Annotated in this window: 26 protein-coding genes; 23 read left to right on the top strand and 3 right to left on the bottom strand. The window is 56.1% G+C overall.

Features of this window, described 5'->3' with window-relative positions; all coding sequences use genetic code 11:
- Positions 1 to 86 precede the first annotated feature (86 nt).
- Positions 87 to 1,040 carry a 23S rRNA pseudouridine(955/2504/2580) synthase RluC gene (gene rluC / locus EH164_RS13825; protein ID WP_023481636.1) on the top strand — a complete coding sequence of 318 codons (954 nt, stop codon included), beginning with the start codon at positions 87 to 89 and terminating at the stop codon, positions 1,038 to 1,040.
- A gap of 31 nt (positions 1,041 to 1,071) precedes the next feature.
- Here rluC and EH164_RS13820 read toward each other — a convergent pair whose 3' ends face one another.
- Both EH164_RS13820 and EH164_RS13815 read right to left on the bottom strand, forming a co-directional pair.
- Positions 1,072 to 2,223: a dienelactone hydrolase family protein gene (locus tag EH164_RS13820; RefSeq protein WP_241174964.1), complete on the bottom strand. Its 1,152-nt coding sequence runs from the start codon at positions 2,221 to 2,223 to the stop codon at positions 1,072 to 1,074.
- 85 nt (positions 2,224 to 2,308) lie between these two features.
- The gene (locus EH164_RS13815) at positions 2,309 to 2,893 is read right to left on the bottom strand and encodes a nucleoside triphosphate pyrophosphatase (protein ID WP_124968673.1); all 585 of its coding nucleotides are present in this window, start codon (positions 2,891 to 2,893) and stop codon (positions 2,309 to 2,311) included.
- 141 nt (positions 2,894 to 3,034) lie between these two features.
- On the opposite strand from EH164_RS13815, the gene yceD reads away from it, so the two are divergent.
- From yceD to ptsG, 14 genes are all read left to right on the top strand, one after another.
- Positions 3,035 to 3,556: a 23S rRNA accumulation protein YceD gene (yceD, locus tag EH164_RS13810; protein ID WP_023481686.1), complete on the top strand. Its 522-nt coding sequence runs from the start codon at positions 3,035 to 3,037 to the stop codon at positions 3,554 to 3,556.
- 16 nt (positions 3,557 to 3,572) lie between these two features.
- The gene (gene rpmF / locus EH164_RS13805; RefSeq protein ID WP_006819481.1) at positions 3,573 to 3,746 is read left to right on the top strand and encodes a 50S ribosomal protein L32; all 174 of its coding nucleotides are present in this window, start codon (positions 3,573 to 3,575) and stop codon (positions 3,744 to 3,746) included.
- A gap of 79 nt (positions 3,747 to 3,825) precedes the next feature.
- Positions 3,826 to 4,914, top strand: coding sequence for a phosphate acyltransferase PlsX (gene plsX / locus EH164_RS13800; protein WP_080263017.1), 1,089 nt, complete (start codon positions 3,826 to 3,828; stop codon positions 4,912 to 4,914).
- A gap of 6 nt (positions 4,915 to 4,920) precedes the next feature.
- Positions 4,921 to 5,874 carry a beta-ketoacyl-ACP synthase III gene (locus EH164_RS13795; RefSeq protein ID WP_023481420.1) on the top strand — a complete coding sequence of 318 codons (954 nt, stop codon included), beginning with the start codon at positions 4,921 to 4,923 and terminating at the stop codon, positions 5,872 to 5,874.
- Positions 5,875 to 5,890: 16 nt separating this feature from the next.
- Positions 5,891 to 6,820, top strand: a complete 930-nt coding sequence (gene fabD, locus EH164_RS13790; protein ID WP_124968671.1) for an ACP S-malonyltransferase — start codon at positions 5,891 to 5,893, stop codon at positions 6,818 to 6,820.
- Positions 6,821 to 6,832: 12 nt separating this feature from the next.
- On the top strand, positions 6,833 to 7,567 hold the full coding sequence (gene fabG, locus EH164_RS13785) for a 3-oxoacyl-ACP reductase FabG (protein ID WP_023481790.1): 735 nt from the start codon (positions 6,833 to 6,835) through the stop codon (positions 7,565 to 7,567).
- A 154-nt stretch (positions 7,568 to 7,721) separates the two neighbouring features.
- Positions 7,722 to 7,958, top strand: a complete 237-nt coding sequence (gene acpP, locus EH164_RS13780; protein ID WP_000103754.1) for an acyl carrier protein — start codon at positions 7,722 to 7,724, stop codon at positions 7,956 to 7,958.
- Positions 7,959 to 8,048: 90 nt separating this feature from the next.
- Positions 8,049 to 9,290, top strand: a complete 1,242-nt coding sequence (gene fabF / locus EH164_RS13775; RefSeq protein ID WP_023481495.1) for a beta-ketoacyl-ACP synthase II — start codon at positions 8,049 to 8,051, stop codon at positions 9,288 to 9,290.
- A gap of 112 nt (positions 9,291 to 9,402) precedes the next feature.
- Positions 9,403 to 10,218 carry an aminodeoxychorismate lyase gene (pabC, locus tag EH164_RS13770; protein WP_124968669.1) on the top strand — a complete coding sequence of 272 codons (816 nt, stop codon included), beginning with the start codon at positions 9,403 to 9,405 and terminating at the stop codon, positions 10,216 to 10,218.
- Complete coding sequence (yceG, locus tag EH164_RS13765) at positions 10,215 to 11,237, top strand: cell division protein YceG (protein WP_023481822.1); 1,023 nt, start codon at positions 10,215 to 10,217, stop codon at positions 11,235 to 11,237. Before pabC ends, yceG begins: the two co-directional genes overlap by 4 nt.
- Positions 11,227 to 11,868, top strand: a complete 642-nt coding sequence (tmk, locus tag EH164_RS13760; RefSeq protein ID WP_124968667.1) for a dTMP kinase — start codon at positions 11,227 to 11,229, stop codon at positions 11,866 to 11,868. Before yceG ends, tmk begins: the two co-directional genes overlap by 11 nt.
- Positions 11,865 to 12,869, top strand: coding sequence for a DNA polymerase III subunit delta' (holB, locus tag EH164_RS13755; protein ID WP_124968665.1), 1,005 nt, complete (start codon positions 11,865 to 11,867; stop codon positions 12,867 to 12,869). The genes tmk and holB overlap by 4 nt, the downstream gene beginning before the upstream one ends.
- 10 nt (positions 12,870 to 12,879) lie before the next feature.
- Positions 12,880 to 13,674 (top strand): metal-dependent hydrolase, encoded by a 795-nt coding sequence (locus EH164_RS13750; RefSeq protein WP_124968663.1) that lies wholly within the window; start codon positions 12,880 to 12,882, stop codon positions 13,672 to 13,674.
- A gap of 298 nt (positions 13,675 to 13,972) precedes the next feature.
- Entirely contained in the window at positions 13,973 to 15,406 is a 1,434-nt protein-coding gene (gene ptsG, locus EH164_RS13745) for a PTS glucose transporter subunit IIBC (protein ID WP_124968661.1), read from the top strand.
- Positions 15,407 to 15,598: 192 nt separating this feature from the next.
- Here the strand turns inward: ptsG and fhuE are convergent, their stop codons facing one another.
- Positions 15,599 to 17,785, bottom strand: coding sequence for a ferric-rhodotorulic acid/ferric-coprogen receptor FhuE (gene fhuE / locus EH164_RS13740; RefSeq protein ID WP_124968659.1), 2,187 nt, complete (start codon positions 17,783 to 17,785; stop codon positions 15,599 to 15,601).
- A 329-nt stretch (positions 17,786 to 18,114) separates the two neighbouring features.
- Here fhuE and hinT point away from each other — a divergent pair, with 329 nt between their 5' ends.
- The 8 genes from hinT to EH164_RS13700 all read left to right on the top strand — a co-directional run bounded on the left by hinT (position 18,115) and on the right by EH164_RS13700 (position 24,219).
- A complete protein-coding gene (gene hinT, locus EH164_RS13735) occupies positions 18,115 to 18,474 on the top strand; it encodes a purine nucleoside phosphoramidase (protein WP_124968657.1) in 360 nt (119 codons plus the stop codon).
- A 1-nt stretch (position 18,475) separates the two neighbouring features.
- Positions 18,476 to 18,850, top strand: a complete 375-nt coding sequence (locus EH164_RS13730; RefSeq protein WP_124968655.1) for a YcfL family protein — start codon at positions 18,476 to 18,478, stop codon at positions 18,848 to 18,850.
- Positions 18,851 to 18,860: 10 nt separating this feature from the next.
- Entirely contained in the window at positions 18,861 to 19,514 is a 654-nt protein-coding gene (gene lpoB / locus EH164_RS13725; protein WP_124968653.1) for a penicillin-binding protein activator LpoB, read from the top strand.
- A complete protein-coding gene (gene thiK, locus EH164_RS13720; RefSeq protein WP_124968651.1) occupies positions 19,495 to 20,310 on the top strand; it encodes a thiamine kinase in 816 nt (271 codons plus the stop codon). The genes lpoB and thiK overlap by 20 nt, the downstream gene beginning before the upstream one ends.
- Positions 20,311 to 20,321: 11 nt before the next feature.
- A complete protein-coding gene (gene nagZ / locus EH164_RS13715) occupies positions 20,322 to 21,347 on the top strand; it encodes a beta-N-acetylhexosaminidase (RefSeq protein ID WP_124968649.1) in 1,026 nt (341 codons plus the stop codon).
- 35 nt (positions 21,348 to 21,382) lie between these two features.
- Positions 21,383 to 21,925 (top strand): alpha/beta hydrolase YcfP, encoded by a 543-nt coding sequence (gene ycfP, locus EH164_RS13710; RefSeq protein WP_023481572.1) that lies wholly within the window; start codon positions 21,383 to 21,385, stop codon positions 21,923 to 21,925.
- Between the two features lie 258 nt (positions 21,926 to 22,183).
- Positions 22,184 to 23,488 (top strand): NAD(P)/FAD-dependent oxidoreductase, encoded by a 1,305-nt coding sequence (locus EH164_RS13705; RefSeq protein ID WP_124968647.1) that lies wholly within the window; start codon positions 22,184 to 22,186, stop codon positions 23,486 to 23,488.
- Positions 23,489 to 23,679: 191 nt separating this feature from the next.
- Positions 23,680 to 24,219: a glycine zipper 2TM domain-containing protein gene (locus EH164_RS13700; RefSeq protein ID WP_023481678.1), complete on the top strand. Its 540-nt coding sequence runs from the start codon at positions 23,680 to 23,682 to the stop codon at positions 24,217 to 24,219.
- Positions 24,220 to 24,263: the final 44 nt, after the last annotated feature.

Raw genomic sequence — 24,263 nt, 5'->3', positions numbered from 1 at the left:
AAACGCTGTTTACCGAATGTAATAGTCAATATAAGCATATAAAAATGAGTGGCGCTATTCAGCGTGGCTATTTAGAATCGCCTCCCATGAAAACTGAGACATTAGCCGTAAAATTTGTTGCTATCACCGCAGACGAAGCGGGGCAACGCATTGATAACTTTTTGCGTACGCAGTTGAAGGGCGTACCGAAGAGCATGATCTACCGTATTTTGCGTAAAGGCGAAGTACGTGTGAATAAAAAGCGCGTAAAACCAGAATATAAACTGGAAGATGGCGATGAAATTCGTATCCCGCCGGTACGCGTAGCCGAAAAAGAAGAAGAGGCGGTTTCGCCGCACCTGCAAAAGGTCGCCCAGCTTAATGACGTCATTCTCTACGAAGATGATCATATTCTGGTGCTGAATAAACCCTCTGGCACCGCGGTACACGGCGGCAGCGGCCTCAGTTTCGGCGTCATCGAAGGGCTGCGTGCGTTGCGCCCGGAAGCGCGCTTCCTCGAACTGGTCCATCGCCTCGATCGCGACACCTCTGGTGTGCTGCTGGTGGCGAAAAAACGCTCGGCGCTGCGTTCGCTCCATGAGCAGCTGCGCGGTAAAGAGATGCAGAAAGATTACCTGGCGCTGGTGCGTGGGCAGTGGCAATCCCACGTAAAAACCGTGCAGGCACCGCTCCTGAAAAATATTCTGCAGAGCGGCGAGCGCATCGTGCGGGTGAACAGCGAAGGCAAACCGTCGGAAACGCGCTTCAAAGTGGAAGAGCGCTACGCTTTCGCCACGCTGGTACGTTGCAGCCCGGTGACGGGGCGTACGCATCAGATCCGCGTCCATACCCAGCATGCCGGGCATCCGATTGCCTTTGACGATCGCTACGGCGACCGCGAGTTTGATAAGCAGCTTGCCTCAACGGGCTTATCACGCCTCTTCCTGCATGCGGCGGCGCTGAAGTTTACCCACCCGGCAACTGGCGAGACGCTGCGCATCGAAGCGCCCCTCGACAACGCCCTTAAGCACTGCCTGACGACGCTACGTAACGCAAAATAGGCTCTCTCCCCTCCGTTGCGGAGGGGATCGCTTACGGCTTAAGCCACCTGTCCAGCCACGGAAAGACCTCATCCTGCTGCTGTTGATAAAAGACATGGCCCAGCTCGGGCCAGCTTTTAGTCACCAGTTTCTCATCGGCATTCTGCGACGCCCAGACGCGGTGCACTTTCTCAAAGGCCTCTTCGACTGCTTGCGGCGGGAAGAGCTTATCTTTGCCGCCGCTGAAGATTAGCATCGGCTTTGGTGCCGCGAGACTGGCGATATCGGGAATATCCATCAGCGCCGGCATACCGGGGTGCAGCATATAAAAGGCTGACTGCCCGCGAAGCACATTATTCCCGGGCTGCATCAGGCCGTTGTAAGTGCCGAACCACGAAATCACCGCCGTTGCGGCCACCTTGTCACTCAGGGCAGCCAGTTGCCAGGCGCGGAACCCGCCCATGGAGAAGCCCAGCACGCCGACGCGTTTGCTATCGACCCCTGCATGCGCGGCGATAAAATCGACGGTGCGCATATCTTCATATGCCACTTCGCCCGCAAGAGAACGGCCCAGATTGAAGTAGTTGCTGGCCAGCGCCTGCTGTTGTTCATAGACCATCGGCCCGCGCTCGCCCCAGCCGGGACTGTCGATAGCGATAACCGCATAACCGCGCTGCGCCAGCTCGTCGCCAATAAATTTTCCGCTGAAGAACTTATCCGCCCATGCCTGTGCGCTGGCGAGCTTTTTGGCGTCATTCCACGGTCGGATTAATTTCTCTTTGCCAATATCAAACTTCGAACCGTGATCGTGCAGAAGCACCACCGCCGGATGCGGGCCGGGCGTTTTCGGCATCAGCAGCAGGGCTGAAATGCGGTTGTCGTCAGTAATGTTCAGCGCCAGCTTTTCGGCGGTGTAGCTGCCGCGATCCTCTTTGCTTATTGTTTCCGGCGCGAAGATTTTGCTGGCATCGGGGGTGAGCAGGGCGGCGCGAAAGCGTTGACGGCCCTCTGTTTGCCATTGATTAAAATCAGAGTAGTGGCCGGAGAGCCATGAGTCGGGGTAGAGCATTTGTGCTTTCAGCGCGGGCCAGCTCGCCGGGAGATTACCTTCGACGACGCCCTCGGTTTGCCACGTCTCTTGGGCGCTGGCCGTAGCGGAAATCAATAACGCGGCGGCCAGCGCCCCTTTGCACGACATCTTCATCACTTGCCCTCAAATTAAAACGCCGTTTTAATATTGAGAGTGACTCTACAGGTCGTGTACTAAACAATCTGTGATCGCCTAAGCATTAGCTTAACAACGGGTTGCGCTCCTCACGGCGCAGCATCTGGCACAGTGCAATCAGCGGTAGCCCGACCAGCGTATTCGGATCGCGCCCCTCAAGCCGTTCGAACAGGGCGATGCCCAGCCCTTCGCTTTTAAAACTGCCGGCACAATTAAGCGGGCGCTCTTTGCGCACGTAGTCTTCAATCTCCTGCTCATTTAAATGACGGAAATGGACGTCGAAGGGTTCGCACTCCGTTTGCAGATGTCCGGTCGCCGAATTATAGAGCGCAAGTCCCGTATAGAAGGTGACAATATTTCCGCTCGCTTTCAGCAATTGCTGGCGTGCATTCTCTTCCGTATGCGGTTTGCCGTTAATTTCGCCATTTAATACGCACACCTGATCGGAGCCAATTATCAGGTGATGCGGATATTTTTCCGCCAGCGACTGCGCTTTTTGCTGAGCAAGGCGCAGCACGAGGTGGCGGGGTGTTTCACCGGGATGCGGTGTTTCATCGGTTTGCGGCGCTGCACACTCAAAGGGGAGGCCGAGTTTTTCCAGCAGCGCGCGACGATAGGGTGAAGTTGAAGCAAGAATAAGAGGAGACATATTTTTTCCACCAAATATGGCTTAACGATGAGAGGCAAATTAAACTGTAGGCCGCAATGTGTGCGAATAATTGGCAAAAGGCAACCGCAGGCTGCCTTTTTCTTTGACTCTATGACGTTACAAAGTTAATATGCGCGCCCTATGCAAAAGGTAAAATTACCCCTGACTCTTGATCCGGTTCGTACCGCTCAAAAACGCCTTGATTATGAGGGTGTCTACACTCTCGATCAGGTCGAGCGCGTCGCCGATTCTGTTGTCAGCGTAGAAACTGATGTGGAGTGCTCCATGTCGTTTGCTATCGATAATCAGCGTCTGGCGGTGTTAACCGGCGATGCGAAGGTTACGGTAGCTCTCGAGTGCCAGCGCTGCGGGAAACCGTTCACCCATCACGTCTACACAACGTATTGTTTTAGTCCTGTGCGTTCAGACGAACAGGCTGAAGCACTGCCGGAAGCGTATGAGCCGATTGAGGTTAACGAATTCGGCGAAATCGATCTGCGGGCGTTGGTTGAGGATGAAATCATTCTCGCCTTGCCTGTAGTTCCGGTGCATGATTCTGAACACTGTGAAGTGTCCGAGGCGGACATGGTCTTTGGGGAATTGCCTGATGAAGCGCAAAAACCCAATCCATTTGCCGTATTAGCCAGCTTAAAGCGTAAGTAATTGAGGAGTAAGGTCCATGGCCGTACAACAGAATAAACCAACCCGTTCCAAACGTGGCATGCGTCGTTCCCATGACGCGCTGACCGCAGTCACCAGCCTGTCTGTAGACAAAACTTCTGGTGAAACCCACCTGCGTCACCACATGACCGCTGACGGTTTCTACCGCGGTCGCAAGGTTATCACTAAGTAATCACGCGCAAGCGTGATGAAGCTTAGTGAGGCTTTCCCCGCTCAGGCGGGGATAAACCGAACCAGGCTCTGACGATACCTTGACACGTCTAACCCTGGCGTTAGATGTCATGGGGGGCGATTTTGGCCCCTCCGTGACAGTGCCTGCAGCTTTGCAGGCACTGAATTCTAATTCGCAACTCACTCTCCTGTTAGTCGGCGATCCCGACGCAATCACGCCATTACTTGCCAAAGCTGATTTCGAGCAGCGCTCTCGCCTGCTTGTTGTTCCTGCACAGTCAGTTGTTGCCAGTGATGCGCGCGCGGCGCAGGCGATCCGTAATAGTCGTGGTACGTCAATGCGTATCGCGCTGGAGCTGGTGAAAGAGGGGCGCGCCCAGGCCTGCGTCAGCGCAGGTAATACCGGGGCGTTGATGGGGCTGGCGAAACTGCTGCTTAAACCCCTCGACGGTATTGAGCGTCCGGCGCTGGTGACGGTATTGCCGCATCAGCAAAAGGGCAGAACTGTGGTGCTCGATCTGGGTGCGAATGTCGATTGCGACAGCACGATGCTGGCACAATTCGCCGTAATGGGTGCCGTGATGGCGGAGGAGATCCTGGAGATCGCCAACCCGCGGGTCGCTCTGCTCAATATTGGTGAAGAGGAGAGCAAAGGCCATGACAATATCCGCGAAGCTGCCGCGTTGTTACGCGAAGCGCCATCCATCAACTACATTGGTTACCTGGAAGCGAACGAATTATTAACCGGCAAGACGGATGTGCTGGTGTGTGACGGTTTCACGGGAAACGTCACGCTAAAAACCATGGAAGGGGTTGTCAGAATGTTTCTTTCGCTGCTGAAATCGCAGGGCGAAGGGAAAAAAAGGGCGTGGTGGCTCATCTTACTCAAACGTTGGTTACAAAAAAGTCTGATAAGTCGATTCAGCCACCTCAACCCCGACCAGTATAATGGTGCCTGTCTGTTAGGATTGCGCGGCACAGTGATTAAAAGTCACGGCGCAGCCAATCAGCGCGCGTTTTGCGTCGCGATTGAGCAGGCAGTGCAGGCGGTGCAGCGGCAAGTCCCACAGCGGATTGCCGCTCGCCTGGAATCTGTGTACATCGCGTCGGCTTCGTCTGCACTGGGCGACGAAAGCAAGAACGTATGTATATTATCCAAGAGTGACTGAGCGCACATGTATACAAAGATTATTGGTACCGGCAGCTATCTGCCAGAACAGGTTCGAACAAACGCCGATTTAGAAAAAATGGTCGATACCTCCGACGAGTGGATTGTCACGCGTACGGGTATCCGTGAGCGTCGTATTGCTGCGGCAAACGAGACTGTATCGACTATGGGCTTTGAGGCCGCTAAACGCGCGCTCGAGATGGCCGGCATCGATAACGATCAGATTGGCTTAATCATTGTCGCAACCACTTCAGCGACCCACGCTTTCCCAAGCGCTGCCTGCCAGATCCAGAATATGCTGGGGATTAAAGGCTGCCCGGCGTTTGACGTTGCCGCGGCCTGCGCTGGCTTTACCTATGCCCTGAGCATTGCCGATCAGTACATCAAATCCGGCGCGGTAAAACATGCGCTGGTGATCGGCTCCGATGCGCTGGCGCGCACGCTCGATCCGGAAGATCGCGGTACGATTATCCTCTTCGGTGACGCCGCAGGCGCTGCCGTGCTGGGCGCTTCAGAAGAGCCGGGCATTATCTCCACGCATATGCACGCTGACGGAAGCTATGGCGAACTGCTGACGCTGCCGAACCTCGATCGCGTAAACCCGGAAAATCCGACCTATTTAACGATGGCGGGTAACGAAGTCTTTAAAGTTGCCGTCACCGAACTGGCGCATATTGTTGACGAAACGTTGGCTGCCAACAACCTTGAGCGCAGCGAGCTGGACTGGCTGGTGCCGCATCAGGCGAACCTGCGTATTATCAGCGCGACGGCGAAAAAACTCGGCATGTCGATGGACAATGTAGTGGTTACACTCGATCGTCATGGCAATACGTCTGCCGCCTCCGTGCCTTGCGCACTGGATGAAGCGGTGCGTGACGGGCGCATCAAAGCTGGCCAGCTGATCCTGCTTGAAGCCTTTGGCGGCGGGTTCACCTGGGGCTCTGCGCTGGTACGTTTCTGAGTATAAGGACAAAAAAATGACGCAATTCGCATTTGTGTTTCCGGGACAGGGCTCCCAGACTGTCGGCATGCTGGCCGACACGGCAGCCACCTGGCCGGTTATCGAAGAGACTTTCCAGGAAGCTTCAGCGGTGCTGGGCTACGATCTCTGGGCGCTGGTTCAACAAGGCCCGGCGGAAGAGCTGAATAAAACCTGGCAGACGCAGCCTGCGCTGTTGACGGCCTCCGTCGCGCTGTGGCGCGTATGGCAGCAGCAGGGCGGTAAAGCACCTGCGCTGATGGCGGGTCACAGCCTTGGCGAATACTCTGCACTGGTTTGCGCGGGCGTGATCGCGTTTGCTGATGCGGTTCGTCTGGTTGAACTGCGCGGTAAGTTTATGCAGGATGCCGTTCCGGCGGGTACCGGTGCGATGTCCGCAATTATCGGTCTTGATGACGCCGCAATTGCAGAGGCGTGTGAAGCCGCTGCCGAAGGGCAGGTCGTCTCGCCGGTAAACTATAACTCACCGGGTCAGGTGGTGATTGCGGGTCATAAAGAAGCCGTTGAGCGCGCGGGAGCTGCCTGTAAAGCCGCTGGTGCAAAACGTGCGCTGCCGCTGCCGGTAAGTGTGCCTTCCCACTGCGCGTTGATGAAACCTGCGGCGGAGAAACTGGCTGCTGAGCTCGGCAATATTACTTTTAATGCGCCGCAGATCCCGGTCGTGAATAACGTCGACGTAGCGTGTGAAACGACACCGGAAGCGATTCGCGATGCGCTAGTGCGCCAGCTCTACAGCCCGGTTCAGTGGACCAAAAGCGTTGAGTTTATGGCGTCGCAGGGTATTGAGCACCTGTATGAAGTGGGCCCGGGTAAAGTCCTCACCGGCCTGACTAAACGTATTGTTGACACCCTGACAGCCTCGGCGTTGAACGAGCCGGCGGCCATGTCAGAGGCACTTGCGCAATAAAAGAGGAAGACCATGAGTTTTGAAGGAAAAATCGCGCTGGTTACCGGTGCAAGCCGCGGTATTGGCCGCGCAATCGCCGAAACCCTCGTTGCCCGCGGCGCGAAGGTGATTGGTACTGCGACCAGCGAAAGTGGCGCGCAGGCAATCAGCGATTATCTGGGTGCGAACGGTAAAGGTCTGCAGTTAAATGTGACCGACCCTGCATCTATTGAATCTGTGCTGGAAAACATTCGCGCTGAGTTTGGCGAGGTCGATATTCTGGTGAATAACGCCGGGATCACCCGTGACAATCTGCTGATGCGTATGAAAGATGATGAGTGGAACGATATTATCGAGACCAATCTTTCATCTGTTTTCCGTCTGTCAAAAGCGGTAATGCGAGCTATGATGAAAAAGCGTCATGGGCGTATTATCACTATCGGTTCTGTGGTTGGTACCATGGGAAATGCCGGTCAGGCCAACTACGCTGCGGCGAAAGCGGGTCTTATCGGTTTTAGTAAATCGCTGGCGCGTGAAGTTGCGTCCCGCGGTATTACAGTAAACGTTGTTGCTCCGGGTTTTATTGAAACGGACATGACGCGTGCGCTATCTGACGATCAGCGTGCGGGTATTCTGGCGCAAGTGCCTGCAGGCCGTCTCGGCGGTGCGCAGGAAATCGCCAGCGCGGTTGCATTTTTAGCCTCTGACGAGGCGGGTTACATCACTGGTGAAACCCTGCACGTCAACGGCGGAATGTATATGGTTTGACCACGATGAAATTTATTTGCGTTATTGGGGTGAAAGGCCTCAAAATAGCGTAAAATCGTGGTACGAACTGCCGGGATTTAGTTGCAAATTTTTCAACATTTTATACACTACGAAAACCATCGCGAAAGCGAGTTTTGATAGGAAATTTAAGAGTATGAGCACTATCGAAGAACGCGTTAAGAAAATTATCGGCGAGCAGCTGGGCGTTAAGCAGGAAGAAGTTACCAACAATGCTTCCTTCGTTGAGGACCTGGGCGCTGATTCTCTTGACACCGTTGAGCTGGTAATGGCTCTGGAAGAAGAGTTTGATACTGAGATTCCGGACGAAGAAGCTGAGAAGATCACTACCGTTCAGGCTGCCATTGATTACATCAACGGCCACCAGGCGTAAGTGAACATCTCCAGGCGGTCATTCGACCGCCTGAGTTTTATCTAAGCAATCTCACGAATCTCTTTTTTTATCCCTCCCTGGAGGACAAACGTGTCTAAGCGTCGTGTAGTTGTGACCGGACTTGGCATGTTGTCTCCTGTCGGCAATACCGTAGAGTCTACCTGGAAAGCTCTCCTTGCCGGTCAGAGTGGCATCAGCCTGATCGACCATTTCGATACTAGCGCCTATGCAACCAAATTTGCTGGCTTAGTAAAGGATTTTAATTGTGAAGAGTACATTTCGCGCAAAGAACAGCGCAAAATGGACGACTTCATTCAATATGGAATTGTCGCTGGTATTCAGGCCATGCAGGATTCCGGCCTGGAAGTAACAGAAGAAAACGCCTCGCGTATTGGCGCGGCGATTGGTTCTGGCATTGGTGGTCTCGGCCTGATCGAAGAAAACCACAGCTCCCTCGTCAAGGGTGGGCCGCGTAAAATCAGCCCGTTCTTCGTTCCATCGACCATTGTGAATATGGTGGCTGGCCATTTGACCATTATGTTTGGTCTGCAAGGCCCCAGCATTTCAATTGCGACTGCCTGTACCTCAGGCGTGCACAACATTGGTCACGCGGCGCGTATCATTGCCTATGGCGATGCCGATGCGATGCTGGCAGGTGGTGCGGAAAAAGCGAGTACGCCGCTTGGCGTCGGTGGTTTTGGCGCAGCGCGCGCGCTCTCCACGCGTAACGACAATCCACAGGCCGCAAGCCGCCCGTGGGATAAAGACCGTGATGGTTTTGTCCTCGGCGATGGCGCAGGCATCATCATGCTGGAAGAGTACGAACACGCGAAGAAGCGCGGTGCGAAAATTTATGCTGAAATCATCGGTTTTGGCATGAGCAGCGATGCTTACCACATGACTTCTCCGCCGGAAAACGGCGCGGGTGCGGCGAAAGCGATGATTCATGCGCTCCGCGATGCGGGCATTGAGCCGTCTCAGATTGGCTACGTAAACGCACACGGCACTTCAACACCTGCGGGCGATAAAGCCGAAGCGCAGGCAGTGAAGTCCGTATTCGGCGACGCAGCTTACAGCGTGATGGTCAGCTCGACCAAATCCATGACCGGCCACCTGCTCGGTGCGGCGGGTGCAGTAGAATCTATCTACTCCATCCTTGCACTGCGCGACCAGGCTGTACCGCCAACCATCAACCTCGATAACCCGGATGAGGGTTGCGACCTTGATTTCGTGCCGCACGAGGCGCGTCAGGTCAGCGGTCTGGAGTACACCCTGTGTAACTCCTTCGGCTTCGGTGGTACCAACGGCTCGCTGATCTTCAAAAAAGTGTGATCAACCTGCCGTATAAAGGCCCGCTTGCGGGCCTTTTCTATTCTGATTTATCCCCCTTGTCCTCGGCTTTTCATCCTGCCAAACTGTCTGACTATGCATACAAGGAGTCGCTATGTTCTTGATTAATGGCACAGAGCAGGCCTCGCTTGCGGCCAATGACCGGGCGACGCAGTTTGGCGATGGCTGTTTTACCACAGCACGCATTATCGACGGGCAGATCCAGTTTGCCGCCGCTCACCAGCAGCGCCTGCGTCAGGGGTGCGAGCGCTTAGCGATCCCTTTTGCTGAATGGTCTGCACTTGAGCAGGAGATGGCCATGCTGGCGAAAGAACACGATCAAGGCGTCATCAAAGCGGTGATCACGCGCGGCGTGGGCGGGCGTGGCTACAGCCCGGCCAACTGTTCTGCGCCGACGCGCATTGTCTCCTTTGCACCGAGGCCCGCGCACTATGCGCGCTGGCAGCAGGAGGGGGTCTCCCTTACGCTCAGTGAGATCCGTCTGGGGCGCAATCCTGCGCTTGCCGGTATCAAACACCTTAACCGGCTGGAGCAGGTGCTTATTCGTCTCGGGCTTGAACAAACCGACGCCGATGACGCACTGGTGCTCGACAGCGGCGGCTGGATCACCGAGTGCAGTGCGGGAAATATCTTCTGGCGGCAGGGTAAAACGGTGTTCACCCCCAGGATCGATCAGGCGGGCGTGAATGGCATTATGCGGCAATACTGCCTGCGCCAGCTGGCATCTTCTGCGTTTAACGTTGTCGAAGTGAACGCCGGGCTGGATGCGCTGGCAGTGGCAGACGAAGCCATTATTTGTAACGCGCTGATGCCGGTTGTGCCGGTTCGCCAGTGGGCGGACAGGCAGTGGCAGGCGCGCGATCTGTACCATTTTTTAGCCCCTCTTTGTGAGCGCATAAATCCATTATGAAAAAACTCTTTGGCGTTGTACTCATTCTGCTCGCAGTACTGGTTATTGCCGCAGGCGCTGGTGCCTGGAAGGTGCGGCAACTGGCGGACAGCAAAATTTTGATCAAAGATGAAACCATCTTCACCTTGCCGGCAGGCACCGGGCGCACAACGCTCGGCGAGCTGCTCTACCGCGAAAAGGTGATCAATCGCCCGCGCGTGTTCCAGTGGTTACTGCGCCTCGAGCCCGATCTTTCACACTTCAAAGCCGGGACCTACCGCTTCACGCCCAATATGACCGTGCGTGAAATGATGCAACTGCTGGAGAGCGGCAAAGAGGCGCAATTCCCGCTGCGTTTCGTTGAGGGGATGCGGTTAAGCGATTACCTGAAACAGCTGCGCGACGCGCCATACATCAAACACACGCTGAAAGATGATGACTACGCCACCGTAGCGCAAGCGATAAAAATGGCGCACCCGGAGTGGGTCGAAGGGTGGTTCTGGCCTGACACGTGGATGTACACCGCCAATACGACCGATGTTGCGCTGTTGAAACGTGCGCATCAAAAAATGGTGCAGGCCGTTGCCCGTGCCTGGGAAGGGCGCGCCGAGGGGCTGCCTTATAAAGATGAAAATCAGCTGGTGACCATGGCCTCGATTATTGAGAAAGAGACCGCCGTCGCCGGTGAGCGCGACCGGGTAGCCTCGGTGTTTATTAACCGGCTGCGCATCGGGATGCGTCTGCAGACCGATCCGACGGTAATCTACGGGATGGGGGCGCGATATAGTGGTAAGCTGTCGCGCGCCGATCTGGAGGCACCGACGGATTACAACACTTATGTGATTAACGGCCTGCCGCCGGGGCCGATTGCCACGCCGGGTGAAGCCTCTCTGAAAGCCGCGGCGCATCCGGCAAAAACGCCATATCTCTATTTTGTTGCCGACGGCAAAGGCGGTCATACGTTTAACACCAATCTCGCCAGTCATAACCGATCGGTGCAGGAGTACCTGAAAGTACTTAAGGAAAAAAATGGGCAGTAAATACATCGTCATTGAAGGGCTGGAAGGCGCGGGCAAAACCACCGCGCGGGATGTCATTGTCGACACGCTGAAGACGCTCGGCGTTCGCGACATGGTGTTTACCCGCGAGCCGGGCGGCACGCTGCTGGCGGAAAAACTGCGCAGCCTGGTGCTGGATATCCGATCCGTCGGGGATGAAGTGATCACCGATAAAGCCGAAGTGCTGATGTTTTACGCCGCCCGGGTTCAGCTGGTGGCGACGGTTATCAAACCTGCGCTGGCGCGCGGAAGCTGGGTCATTGGCGATCGCCACGATCTCTCCACCCAAGCCTACCAGGGCGGCGGACGCGGTATTGACCAAACTCTGCTCACCACGCTGCGCGACGCGGTGCTCGGCGATTTCCGCCCCGATTTAACCCTCTATCTTGATGTAACGCCGGAAGTGGGCCTTAAGCGCGCCCGTGCGCGCGGCGAGCTTGACCGCATTGAGCAGGAGTCACTCGATTTCTTTAACCGCACACGTGCCCGCTATCTGGAACTGGCGGAACAGGATCCGAGTATTCGTACCATTGATGCCACCCAGTCGCTGGAAGAGGTTGTAGCCGATATTCGCCGCACCGTCAGCGCATGGGTGGAGGAGCAGGGCGCATGAAATGGTATCCGTGGCTACGGCCGGACTTTGAACAACTGGTCGCCAGTTATCAGAGCGGGCGCGGGCACCACGCGTTACTGATCTACGCCCTGGATGGGATGGGCGACGATGCGCTGATCTACGCCATCAACCGCCTGCTGCTCTGCCAGACGCCGCAAGGAAATAAAAGCTGCGGCCACTGCCGCGGCTGCGAATTAATGCAGGCGGGTACCCACCCCGATTATTACGTGCTTGCGCCGGAGAAAGGGAAGTCGACGCTGGGTATTGATGCGGTGCGTGAAGTGAATGAAAAGCTGTACGAGCACGCCCGGCTCGGCGGCGCAAAAGTCGTCTGTCTGCCGGATGCCGCACAGCTCAGCGATGCCGCCGCCAACGCGTTGCTCAAAACGCTGGAAGAGCCGCCGACGCAGACATGGTTTTTCCTCGCCTGCCGCGAACCCGTGCGGCTGCTGCCCACTCTGCGTAGCCGCTGTCGTATGCATCACTTAGCGCCGCCCGAAGAGCATTACGCCGCGACGTGGCTTTCGCGTGAAGTGACAATGTCACAAGAAGCGATTCTTACCGCGCTGCGCCTGTCGGCCGGTTCGCCGGGTGCTGCCCAGGTATTGTTGCAGGATGATAAGTGGAAGCAGCGCCAGGCGTTGTGTGAGGCGGCAAACACCGCGCTGACTGGCGGTGACTGGCTGGCAGTGCTGACTGCGCTTAATCATGACAATGCCCCGGAGCGCCTGCAGTGGCTCGCTTCACTGATCCTCGACGCGCTGAAGCTGCAGCAAGGCGCAACACTCGTCACCAACGTTGATGCTCCGGCGCTGGTGCAGGGTTTCGCCCGCCAGTGGCGCAGCGACACGCTGCATGCGCTTTTGCATGCGCTGTTTACCTGCCGTGAGCAACTGCTGAGCGTAGTTGGCGTCAACCGTGAACTGCTGCTGACCGATTTACTGTTAAATGTGGAGCGTTACCTGCACTCCGGCGTGACGCTTCCTGTATCCCATCTATAAGAGAGACATTATGTTTTTAGTCGACTCGCACTGCCATCTTGATGGCCTTAACTATGAAACGCTGCATACAGATGTGGACGATGTGCTGGCGAAAGCCGCCGCGCGCGATGTGAAGTTCTGCCTCGCGGTCGCCACGACGCTGCCCGGCTACCGGTCAATGCGTGAATTAGTCGGCGAGCGTGAGAATGTGGTCTTCTCCTGCGGCGTACATCCGCTCAACCAGGATGAAGAGTACGAGGTGGAGACCCTGCGCCAGCTGGCGGCAGAAGAGGGTGTAGTGGCTATGGGTGAAACCGGCCTCGACTACTTCTATACCCCGGAAACCAAGCCGCGTCAGCAGGAGTCCTTCCGCAACCATATCCGCATTGGACGCGAGCTGAATAAACCGGTGATTGTGCATACGCGTGACGCGCGCGCCGATACGCTGGCGATTTTACAAGAAGAGAAGGTGCAGGATTGCGGCGGCGTACTACACTGCTTTACCGAAGATCGTGAAACGGCCGGTAAGCTGCTGGATATGGGCTTTTATATCTCTTTTTCCGGCATCGTCACTTTCCGTAACGCCGAGCAGTTACGCGACGCCGCGCGCTATGTGCCGCTAGATCGCCTGCTAGTGGAGACCGATTCGCCTTATCTGGCACCGGTGCCGCACCGCGGGAAAGAGAACCAGCCTGCCATGACGCGCGATGTTGCAGAGTATATGGCGGTGCTGAAGGGCGTCTCCATTGAAGAGCTTGCCCAACAGACGACGCAAAACTTTGCCCGCCTGTTCCATATCGCCCCGTCGCGTCTGCACATAGCATAAAAAGCAGCTTATTTTAGTACTCGTAATTAATACCCGATAAGAGTAAAGTTCACCGCCATAAAATGGGCGGTGACGGTTACAATTTGACCTAAACAGAGCGGTAAATGTAAGCCAATGTGACTTTTCTTATTAGCGCTGGCTGAAACGTGATAGCGGTCAAACAAACCTGAAACGATTTATTTTACTCTGTGTAATAAATAAAGGGCGCTTAGATGCCCTTCCCACGGCGCGGTTCTCCCCCCGTGCCAATGCGCGAAAGCGTAGAAAAAAGCACTAATACTCAGGAGCACTCTCAATTATGTTTAAGAATGCATTTGCTAACCTGCAGAAGGTCGGTAAATCGCTGATGCTGCCAGTATCTGTACTGCCTATCGCAGGTATCCTGCTGGGCGTCGGTTCTGCAAACTTCAGCTGGCTGCCAGAAGTGGTTTCCCATGTTATGGCCGAAGCGGGCGGTTCCGTTTTCGCCAACATGCCGCTGATCTTCGCGATCGGTGTGGCCCTTGGCTTCACCAATAACGACGGCGTTTCAGCGCTTGCCGCCGTTGTCGCCTACGGCATTATGGTTAAAACCATGGCGGTAGTTGCGCCGCTGGTTCTGCATTTACCTGCTGAAGAGATCGCGGCGAAACACCTGGCAGACACCGGTGTGCTCGGCGGTATCATCTCTGGTGCGATCGCAGCGTATATGTTTAACCGCTTCTACCGTATCAAGCTGCCTGAGTATCTGGGCTTCTTCGCGGGTAAACGCTTTGTGCCGATCATCTCTGGTCTGGCAGCAATCTTCACCGGCGTGATCCTCTCCTTTATTTGGCCGCCGATCGGTACTGCTATCCAGACCTTCTCTCAGTGGGCTGCTTACCAGAACCCGGTTGTCGCGTTCGGTATCTATGGCTTCATCGAGCGCTGCCTGGTGCCGTTTGGTCTGCACCACATCTGGAACGTACCTTTCCAGATGCAGATTGGTGAATTCACCAACGCCGCAGGGCAGGTATTCCACGGTGATATCCCGCGTTATATGGCAGGTGACCCGACCGCAGGTAAACTCTCCGGTGGCTTCCTGTTCAAAATGTACGGTCTGCCAGCTGCCGCGATTGCTATCTGGCACTCTGCGAAACCGGAAAACCGCGCCAAAGTGGGCGGTATCATGATCTCCGCCGCGCTGACCTCGTTCCTGACCGGTATCACCGAGCCGATCGAGTTCTCCTTTATGTTCGTGGCGCCGATTCTGTACGTTATCCATGCGATTCTGGCAGGCCTGGCCTTCCCGATCTGTATCCTGCTGGGTATGCGTGACGGTACGTCGTTCTCCCACGGTCTGATCGACTTCATCGTACTGAGCGGCAACAGCAGCAAACTGTGGCTGTTCCCGATCATCGGTATCTGCTACGCGGTGGTTTACTACACCGTCTTCCGTGTGCTGATTAAAGCGCTGGATCTGAAGACCCCGGGTCGTGAAGAGACTACCGAAGAGAGCAAAGCTGGCGCGACCAGCGAAATGGCTCCGGCTCTGGTTTCCGCGTTTGGCGGCAAAGAGAACATCACCAACCTCGATGCGTGTATCACGCGTCTGCGTGTCAGCGTGGCTGACGTAGCGAAAGTGGATCAGGCTGGCCTGAAGAAACTGGGCGCTGCGGGTGTGGTTGTTGCCGGTTCCGGCGTTCAGGCGATTTTCGGTACTAAATCCGATAACCTGAAAACCGAGATGGATGAGTACATCCGCAACAGCTAAGCCATAGTCTGGGGAGACTGAGGGAGCCTGATGGCTCCCTTTTTTATTGTCTGCATTTGCCTTTGTAGGCCGGATAAGGCAACGCCGCCATCCGGCAAAACCGCAATGCCGGATGGCGCTAACGCTTATCCGGCCTACAGGTGGTCCATAAAAAAAGGAGCCCGCAGGCTCCTTCCGTTCATTGATGCGCTATCAGAAGCGGTAATTGGCGCTTACCGAGAAGTTACGCGGCTCGCCGAATACATAGGAGCGGCTGTCGACGTTGGTGTCATATTTCTTATCGAACAGGTTATCGATATTCGCCTGCACCGACAGCTGCTTAGTGACCTGATAACGGGCAAACAGATCGACCAGTGCATAGCTGCCCTGTTCAGAGCGGAAGTTGCCGTTGGCGGTGCTGACATTCGCCCAGGTGCTGTTCTGCCAGTTAACGCCGCCGCCGACGGTTAACTCCTGCAACATCGGCAGGCGATAGCTGGTGAAGGTTTTGATCGACGTACGCGGCAGGTTCGGATTCACCGCGTTGCCATCTTTATCATCGGCGACATAACGCGTGGCGCCGAAAGTCATCTGCCAGTTGTCCGTCAGCGCGCCGTTAATTTCAAGTTCAACGCCTTTACTCACTGCGCCATCAACCGCTTCATACGCGCTTTCGCCGCTGGTGCCCGGCACCACGCCGCCGGTTGTCTGACCCAGGTTATCCTGCTCGATACGGAACACGGCAAGGGAAGCGGTTAAACGGCTGTTCATCCAGTCAGATTTCACGCCCAGCTCGTAGTTTTTCCCGGTGACCGGCGAGAGATATTTCCCCTGCGCGTCGCGATACTCCTGCGGTTTAAAGATGGAGGTGTAGCTGGCATAGGTTGACCAGGTATCGTTGATGTCAAAGATCAGGCCCGCATAGGGTGAGAGGTTGTTCTTCTCCAGATCCTGCGTCAGCGTCTCAAGCTTATATTTGGTATAACGCGCGCCCGCAATCAGGTGCAGCGGATCCGCAAGGGAGATACGCGTCGCGAGGTAGGCTGACTGCTGACGGATCGTATCTTCCTGCGCCAGGCTCAGCGGTGCCCATTGAGTTTCCGGGTAGTTGCCGTTGAAGTTGCTGTAGTTGCCGAGCGAGGTATCAAGGATATTCTCCCACGAGCTAAAGTAGCGGTTATTTTGCTTGCTCAGATTGCCGCCGACCATCAGCTCATGCTGGCGGCCAAACAGCTCATACGAGCCATTAGCAAAGGTATCCAGCGCATCGACTTTGCGCATGCCGGTGTTATATCCGGTGCCGCCGACATAGGGATAAGACGCACCATAAGGGCTAACCATCAATCCGGTGGATTTATCGACCGTGCCGTCGACATAGAGCGCTTTACTGTCGAGCTGCGTCTCGGTATGGGTGCCGTTCACCGTCAGCAGCCAGTCGCTGCCGAGACCCTGTTTCAGGGTGGCGAAGGTGCGTTTAGAGACTTTATTGTTGTAGGCCCAATCCGGCGCGGTGCTGTCACTGCGGCTCGGGTGGGTTTTTGTGCCGTCGGTATACCAGCGCGGCAAGCCGCCCCACGTTGGGCTATCAACGTCGGTCTCCTGGTAGTCATAGCCAACGGAGAAAGCGGTCGACGCAGTCAGATCGACATCCAGTACGCCATAGAAGAACTTCTTCTCCTGGCTGTAGCGGTCAAGCCAGCTGTCATTATGCTGGTAGCCGGCCACCGCACGGCCACGGATCCTGCCATCTTCCGTCAGCGGCGTGGAGACGTCCGCCACATAACGCTGTTTATTCCAGCTGCCATATTCGGCCGAAACGTTTGAGGTAAATTCGCGGCTGTCGGCGTGCTTGCGCACCATATTTACCGAGGCGGAGGGGTTGCCCGCCCCGGTCATCAGCCCGGTTGCGCCGCGTACCACTTCGATGCGCTCATACATCGCGGTATCGGAAAGGGCATCGCCCAGGTTCCAGCGGGTTTCAAAAATTGTCGGGATGCCATCGACCATATAGTTATCAATCAGGAATCCGCGCGAATAGTAGGTGCTGCGATCGGAGTCTGCCGCGCTCTCGAACACACCCGTGGTGTTCTTCAATACGTCGCCGAGCGTTTCCAGCTGCTGATCCTTCATCCGCTGTTGGGTAGTAATGCTGATGGATTGAGGAATATCGCGCTGTACCAGCGTCATTTTGGTGCCTGCCGCAGTGGTCTGCGTATTGTAATCCTGTTCGGTCAGGGCACGGGTGTCGGCAGCACTGGTTCCTTCAACTACCACCGTCTCTTCACTGCTGGCGGCAAACGCGGTGGCCGGGGAGAGCGCAAAAGCAATGGCAACAGCCAGCAGGGAAGGGGCGGCCGTACAGGCGCGTGCGCCGAAGCGGCCATTCTGCGGGAAAGACATGATGAACCCTTAATGGTGTGTGAGCAGAACCCGCAGCCAATACGTTGCTGGCTGCGGGAAGTAAATGCGTCAGCGCGAGGCGCGCATGGAAATGCAAATGCGAAATATACGCATTCACTTAAGCGGTGTAAACAGATGTAATTATCGATTATGAAATGCGATTTCATCTGCGTCGGGCGGCGTCTGCGACAGCCACAATCAGGCCAGGCGTAAAAGGGGAAAGAAAAACAGCGTTATAGTTGAAAGAACAAGAGAATCTCGATCATACTCTAGGGCACATAATTGACGACGACGGCGGGCCCGGCCCGCACTCAGAAAAGGAAAACGTCATGGCCGAAGAGACCATTTTCAGCAAAATCATTCGTCGCGAAATTCCGGCGGACATCGTTTACCAGGACGAACTGGTTACCGCCTTTCGCGATATCTCTCCGCAAGCACCGACACATGTGCTGATCGTGCCGAACCTGCTTATCCCAACCGTCAACGATGTGACTCAGGCCCACGAGCAGGCGCTGGGGCGCATGATGACCGTTGCCGCGAAAATCGCCCGTGATGAAGGGATCGCCGAAGATGGCTATCGCCTGATCATGAACTGTAATCGTCACGGTGGGCAGGAGGTTTACCATATTCATATGCACCTGCTGGGCGGGCGCATGCTGGGGCCGATGCTGGCTCATAAAGGTCTTTAAGATGAGCGTCGCGCGTGTTGCGTTACTGCTGACGGCGTTAGCGCTTGTCGGCTGCGGCTCCCGGCCCGCAATCCCGGTCGCCAGCGATCAAACGCTGGTGATGGAGTCCTCCATCCTCGCCGCAGGCATCATCGCGCAGCCGCCGACCATGAGCCGGGAGGCGCTTCAGCCTTCCGCCTCATCAAAGATCTATAACGAACGCCAGCAGCCCGTCACGCTGCACTATCGCTTTTACTGGTATGACGCCAGAGGTCTGGAGATGCACCCGCTGGAAGCGCCGCGCAGCGTAACGGTTCCCGGTAATGCCAACATGACTCTCTACGGCAGCGCTAACTATCTCGGCGCGCACAGCGTCAGACTCTATCTCTATCTCTAAGAGGTGACACTTGATTAAGACCATTGGACGCTACGCGTTACTGACTACCCTTGCCATGCTGCTTGCAGGCTGTATCACCGACCAGCAACCGGCTCCGGTTGAGCAGGCAGGCGGCGGCGCGACGCAACCCGCGCAACCTCAGCAGCCGCAGCAGCCGATTCCGGGCGTGCCTTCCGTGCCAACGCTGCCGCAGCAACCAGGCCCGATTGAACATCCGGATCAGAACGGGCAGCCAACGCCGCGCGAGCGTCATTACGACTGGAACGGCGCGGTACAGCCGATGGTGGGCAAAATGTTGCAGGCCAGCGGCGCAAATGCCGGCAGCGTTCTGCTGGTGGATAGCGTAAACAACCGCACTAACGGCTCGATTAACACCGGTGAAGCAACAGAAGTGGTGCGCAATGCGCTGGCAAATAACGGTAAATTTACCCTGATCACCGCCCAGCAGCTGGCGGTCGCCAAGCAGCAGCTCGGCCTGTCGCCGCAGGACAGCCTCGGCACGCGCAGCAAAGCGATGGGCATTGCGCGCAACGTCGGCGCACAGTATGTGCTCTATTCCAACGCAACCGGCAATGCCAATGCGCCTTCGCTGCAAATGCAGTTAATGCTGGTGCAGACCGGCGAGATTATCTGGTCAGGTAAAGGTGCCGTTCAACAGCAGTAATCTGACGCGTGACGCCATCCTGTCACGCTACTTTCCGCACTACGCTCCCGTCGCCAGCCAGCAAGTTGGGCTGAGCGGCGGGAGCTGTCTGATAAGCGACGGGCAGCAGACGCTGGTGCTTCGCCAGCAGCATCAGGCCGCGCCAGCGTTCTTTCTGCGCCAGTATCGTCTGTTGCGCCATCTTCCTGCCACTATTGCGCCGCAGCCCCTTTTTTTCGCGGCGGGCTGGATGGCAATCGACTTTATTCCCGGCACGATCGACACCGCGCTGCCGCAGGCCGACGCGCTGGCGACATTGCTGTATGATCTGCACCGGCAAAAATGCTTCGGCTGGCGCATTACGCTGCTGCCGCTGCTGGAGCGCGACTGGCAATGCAGCGCGCCCGCACGGCGCACGCCCTTCTGGCTGCGGCAGCTAAAACGGCTGCGGCGTCAGCGTGAACCACTGCCGCTGCGCCTTGCGCCGCTGCATATGGATGTTCACGCCGGGAATATTGTGCACGGTGAGAAGGGGCTACGGCTTATCGACTGGGAATATGCTGGCGATGGCGATGTGGCGCTTGAGCTGGCCGGTATCTGGTGCGAAAACGAGGCGCAGCGCGCTGAAATTGCCGCGCACTATGCCAGTCAGGCAAATATCGATCCGCCTCGGCTCTGGCGGCAAGTTAAGCGCTGGCGGCCATGGGTGTTGATGCTGATGGTCGGCTGGTATGAACGCCGCTGGCAGCAGACCGGCGATCAACAATTTATTATGCTGGCGAATGAAATATGGCGTCAGCTTCAGTCTGAAGGATAAGAGAGGTAAGTGTGGGTCCAGTGATGTTGGATGTTGAAGGGTACGAACTGGATGCGGAGGAGCGCGAGATTCTGGCGCATCCGCTGGTTGGCGGCTTGATCCTCTTTACCCGGAATTACCACGATCCCGAGCAGCTGCGCGAGCTGGTGCGCCAAATCCGTGCCGCTTCCCGCCACCGGCTGGTGGTAGCGGTCGATCAGGAGGGCGGGCGCGTGCAGCGTTTTCGCGACGGTTTCACCCGCCTGCCGGCGGCGCAATCTTTCGCTGCGCTGCTTGGTATGGAAGAGGGCGGTCGGCTGGCGCAGGAGGCGGGCTGGCTAATGGCGAGCGAAATGATCGCCATGGATATCGATATCAGCTTTGCGCCGGTGCTGGACGTTGGGCACATCAGCGCGGCAATCGGTGAGCGCTCTTACCATGCGGATGTGCAGAAAGCGTTAACGCTCGCCACCCGCGTGATTGATGGCATGCACAGCGCAGGCATGAAAAGCACCGGCAAACACTTCCCGGGCCACGGCGCGGTAACCGCAGACTCGCACAAAGAGACGCCGTTCGATCCGCGCCCGCTGGCGGAGATCCGCGCAAAAGATATGTCCATTTTTAAGTCGCTGATTGAGCAGAATAAACTGGACGCCATTATGCCAGCGCATGTGATCTATACCGATGCCGATCCGCGCCCGGCCAGCGGTTCACCCTGGTGGCTGAAAACCGTGCTGCGCGGTGAGCTGAGTTACGACGGCGTAATTTTTTCCGACGATCTCTCGATGGAGGGGGCGGCGATCATGGGCAGCTACGCTGAACGCGGGCAGGCATCGCTGGATGCCGGTTGCGATATGATCCTGGTCTGTAATAATCGTAAAGGTGCCGTTGAGGTACTGGATAACCTGTCACCGATCAATGCAGAGCGTGTTACACATTTGTATCATAAAGGTTCATTTTCTCGTCAGGAGTTGATGAGTTCAGCGCGCTGGAAGACGGCTCATAACGAGCTGGAACAGCTGCACGAACGCTGGCAGGCGCATAAAGCTGCGCATTAACCCTGCGGACAAACCGTCGAAGTGGTGAGGATACCATGATTATCTATTTACACGGTTTTGACTCGAACAGCCCCGGCAACCACGAAAAGGTGCTGCAACTGCAGTTTATCGACCCCGATGTCCGGCTGATTAGCTACAGCACGCGGCATCCGAAACATGATATGCAGCATCTGCTCAAAGAGGTGGATAAAATGCTGCAGCTCAACGTCGATGAACGCCCGCTGATTTGCGGTGTCGGTCTGGGCGGTTACTGGGCGGAGCGCATCGGTTTTCTCTGCGATATCCGCCAGGTGATCTTCAACCCCAATCTCTTTCCTTATGAAAATATGGAAGGAAAGATCGACCGGCCGGAAGAGTACCGGGATATTGCCACCAAGTGCGTCGCCAACTTTCGTGAAAAGAACCGCGACCGCTGCCTGGTGATCCTCTCGCGTCAGGATGAAGCGCTCGACAGCCAGCGCACTTCAAATGAGCTGCACCACTATTACGAGATTGTCTGGGACGAAGAGCAGTCCCATAAATTCAAAAACATCTCACCGCATCTGCAGCGCATTAAAGCCTTCAAAACCCTCGGTTAATCCCTCTCTTAGCGGCAGGTTTCCCCCTGCCGCAGCACCCTTTTTCCGCCTTTTTAGCGCGTAATTTGCGCCGCTACGTCTACACTTGCTCATCTTTGCGGCAGCAAAACTTGATGTACATCAATTTTGGTATGACCATTGAACCGTTCGTGATATTCTCGTGGTCAATGCATGGTTGCCAGCGCGTAAACCGTTGTTAATTAAGGGCTATTTTTATAACTTTTAGTTAACAATTGGTTAATATTTTAGGGGGTCACTTTGACTACACCATTGAAAAAAATCGTGATTGTAGGCGGTGGTGCTGGCGGGCTTGAGCTGGCAACGCAGTTAGGAAAGAAGCTGGGGCGCGGTAAAAAAGCGAAAATCACCCTGGTGGATCGCAATCACAGCCATTTATGGAAACCCCTGCTGCATGAAGTGGCGACCGGCTCCCTCGATGAAGGCGTCGATGCCCTGAGCTATCTGGCGCACGCGCGTAATCACCATTTCCAGTTCCAGCTTGGTTCCGTTATCGACATCAACCGCGAAAGCAAAACCCTGACGCTGGCTGAACTGCGTGACGAGAAGGGCGATCTGCTGGTGCCGGAGCGCAAGCTGGCGTATGACACGCTGGTAATGGCGCTGGGCAGCACCTCTAACGACTTCAACACCCCGGGCGTGAAAGAGCACTGCATCTTCCTCGACAACCCGCACCAGGCGCGTCGTTTCCATCAGGAGATGCTCAACCTGTTCCTGAAATATTCCGCTAACCTTGGCGCAAATGGCAAAGTGAATATCGCTATTGTCGGCGGCGGGGCAACGGGCGTCGAGCTGTCAGCTGAACTGCATAACGCGGTTAAACAGCTGCACAGCTACGGTTATAAAGGGCTGACTAACGAGGCGCTGAACGTAACGCTGGTGGAAGCCGGCGAGCGTATTCTGCCTGCGCTGCCGCCGCGTATTTCGGGCGCTGCGCACAATGAGCTGACCAAAATGGGCGTGCGTGTTCTCACGCAGACAATGGTCACCAGCGCCGATGAGGGCGGGCTGCACACCAAAGAGGGTGAGTATATTCAGGCCGATCTGATGGTGTGGGCCGCAGGCATCAAAGCGCCGGACTTTATGAAAGAGATTGGCGGCCTGGAGACTAACCGCATCAACCAGCTGGTGGTGGAGCAGACGCTGCAAACCACGCGCGACCCGGATATCTACGCGATTGGCGACTGCGCCTCCTGCGCGCGTCCGGAGGGTGGTTTTGTGCCGCCGCGCGCCCAGGCTGCGCACCAGATGGCAAACCTTGCGCTGCATAACATCCTCGCGCAGATCAAAGGCAAGCCCCTGAAGAATTACGTCTATAAAGATCACGGCTCGCTGGTGTCGCTTTCTAACTTCTCCACGGTCGGTAGCCTGATGGGTAACCTGATGCGCGGCTCGATGATGGTAGAGGGGCGTATTGCGCGCTTCGTCTATATCTCGCTCTACCGTATGCACCAGGTGGCGCTGCACGGTTACTTTAAAACCGGGCTAATGATGGTGGTGGGCAGTATCAACCGCGTAATCCGCCCGCGCCTTAAGCTCCACTGATCCTTCTGCTGCTCTCCGCCATTTGGCGCGGGAGCAGCATATCCCTCTGCCTGATGTGCCTTTAGCGCTCGGACAACTCTGAATAACTCCGCTTTCACCTGCCGAACCCCTATTTTTGCGCGATTTCTGATTGGCTGCCCTCTTGCACCATTGCAAAATTGTTACCAATAGCCAACCAGGGAGAGAATCCTGTGAATAAATCAATGTTAGCGGGTATCGGTATTGGCGTGGCCGCTGCACTGGGCGTTGCCGCAGTCGCCAGCCTCAATGTTTTCGATCGCGGGCCGCAATATGCGCAGGTGGTTTCAGCCACGCCGATCAAAGAGACGGTGAAAACGCCGCGCGAGGCGTGTCGCAATGTCACGGTAACGCATCGTCGTCCGGTGCAGGATGAGAACCGTATTACCGGTTCCGTATTGGGTGCGGTAGCGGGCGGTGTGCTTGGCCATCAGTTTGGCGGCGGGCGCGGACGCGATGTGGCGACCGTAGTCGGCGCGTTAGGCGGCGGCTATGCCGGCAACCAGATTCAGGGCGGGATGCAGGAGAGGGACACCTACACGACCACTCAGCAGCGTTGCAGCACCGTCTATGACAAATCGGAAAAAATGCTCGGTTATGACGTGACCTATAAAATCGGCGACCAGCAGGGGAAAATCCGCATGGATAAAGATCCTGGCACGCAGATCCCGCTGGATAACAACGGTCAGCTGATCCTGAATAACAAAGCATAAAAAAGCAGTACTCTGCATATTGGCTCCTCATCGCTCAGGCTGAG

Origin of the sequence: Kosakonia sp. CCTCC M2018092 (assembly GCF_003864115.1) — a bacterium.
GTDB classification, from domain to species: domain Bacteria; phylum Pseudomonadota; class Gammaproteobacteria; order Enterobacterales; family Enterobacteriaceae; genus Kosakonia; species Kosakonia cowanii.
This window is presented reverse-complemented; position numbering and strand designations above follow the sequence as displayed.